This window comes from Dietzia sp. HMSC21D01 (assembly GCF_001815995.1).
Lineage (GTDB): Bacteria > Actinomycetota > Actinomycetes > Mycobacteriales > Mycobacteriaceae > Dietzia > Dietzia cinnamea.
Genome location: NZ_KV823742.1, coordinates 1 through 1,716, shown reverse-complemented (window position 1 = coordinate 1,716; position 1,716 = coordinate 1). Strand labels below are relative to the sequence as shown.

Annotated in this window: 1 protein-coding gene and 1 pseudogene; one reads left to right on the top strand and one right to left on the bottom strand. The window is 76.4% G+C overall.

The genetic code is table 11. The annotated features are described in order from the left end of the window. A pseudogene (locus HMPREF3086_RS03010) lies at window positions 1-500 on the top strand (class I SAM-dependent methyltransferase); the annotation flags it as partial. On the opposite strand, the gene HMPREF3086_RS03005 reads toward HMPREF3086_RS03010, so the two are convergent. After that, window positions 485-1,716, bottom strand: a 1,232-nt coding sequence (locus HMPREF3086_RS03005; protein ID WP_070720110.1) for an outer membrane protein assembly factor BamB family protein, incomplete at its 5' end; no start/stop codon positions are given. The pseudogene HMPREF3086_RS03010 and the gene HMPREF3086_RS03005 overlap by 16 nt on opposite strands.

The window sequence follows — 1,716 nt, the reverse complement described above, 5'->3', positions numbered from 1 at the left end:
CCGGGGCGCCGGGCCCGTGGGGACCGGCGCGCCTGACCGCGGACGGTGTCGCCGTGCACGTGGAGGAGGTGACCGACGGCGACGACGACGAGGTCGCCGCCCACCCCGACCCCGAGCGGTTCATCGTGGACCCGGACGGGGCGGTCGTCCGGGCGGGGCTCGTGCGGCACTGGGCCCGCAGACACGGGCTCCGTCAGCTCGACCCGCGGATCGCGCACCTGACCGGCCCGGGGATCCCTCCGGGCCACCGCGGGTTCGAGGTGCTCGAGCGGTGTCGGCTGGACCGCAAGCAGCTGCGTCGCGCCCTGCGCGCGCGGGACTGCGGGTCGCTGGAGATCCTCGTGCGCGGCGTCGACACCGACCCGGACGTGCTGCGTCGCTCGCTGTCGCTGTCGGGGTCGCGGCCGCTCGCGCTGGTGGTCACCCGCATCGGCACGTCGGCCGTGGTGTTCGTGTGCGGGCCCCGGACCCGGGCCACCGGGGATCAGCCGAACATGTAGACCGCGCCCATCGCGGTCGTCAACGCGATCCGACCGTCCGAATCGACGCTGAGCCCCGACACGGGACCCGACGCCGCGGGCACCTCGAGCCGGTGGACGGTCCGCCCGTCGCCGCCGTCGAGCACGTGTACGGCGATGCCGGGCTCGCCGCCGCCACCGCCCGCGCGCACGGCCACGATCACCTGCCCGTCCGGGGTCGCGGCAGGGTTGGTGAGCTGCTGCAGATCGTCCCGGCGCCAGACCTCGCGGCCGGTCCCGTCGACCGGGCGGACGGCCACCACGGGCGCCGGGCCCGCGTCGTCGTCGTGCTCGTCGTCGGGACCCCTCCACACGGTCGTCGTGCGGCCCGCGGTGACGAGGGTGCCGTCGGGCAGCAACGCCGGCGAGGCGTCCGGGCGGTACCCGATCGGCACCGACCACAGTTCGGCGCCGTCGGCCGCCCGGTACGCGGCGAGGGCGCCGTCCGCGGCGTGCACGTAGACCTCGTCCCGGTCACCCGACAGGACCACCGGCACGCCCAGCCGACCCTCGGCCAGGGGGACGCGCCACAGGACCTCCAGGGCGGGCGCGTCGCCACCGACCAACCGCACGGCGACCAGCTCCGGCTCCGCCGCGCCCGGCGTCCACGCGGTGAGGTACGCCGTGGCCGCGTCGGTGTCCACGGCCGCGGTCGCCGGCACCGGACACCCCCGCGCGCCGGTGGCGCACCACGGCAGACCGTAGGCCGGATCGTCCGTCACGACGTCACCGGTGAGACGCAGCTCGGGGGTGGCGTCCAGACCCGTGTGGGCGTTGACGACACGCGCGACCCCGAGGTGGGAGACGAGCAGCAGGTGGCGGTTGTCCATCAACGTCACGGTGGTCGGCACGCCGCGGGTGGCGGCGAACCACCGGTTCTCGCCCTCGGCGGCCACCGCCGCGACCCCGCCGTACGCCGGGACGAACAGCGAACCGCGCCCGTCGACCGTCGCCGTGATGCGCGGGCCGTCCGTCGGCATACGCGAGCACCACCGCTTGCGGCCGTCGTCGGCGGTCAGGGCGAAGAGGTTGCAGCCGCGCTCGGAGACCGTCGCCTGGAACGACGTGCCGATCCCGTCGGAGGAGGCCACCCCGATCGCCGGGGCGCCCAGCGTGCGCGACCAGAGCAGCTCGGGGGAGTCCGACACCCCGGCGTGCGCCCGCGACGAGTTCGGCGGGCCACCGGCCACCGACGACC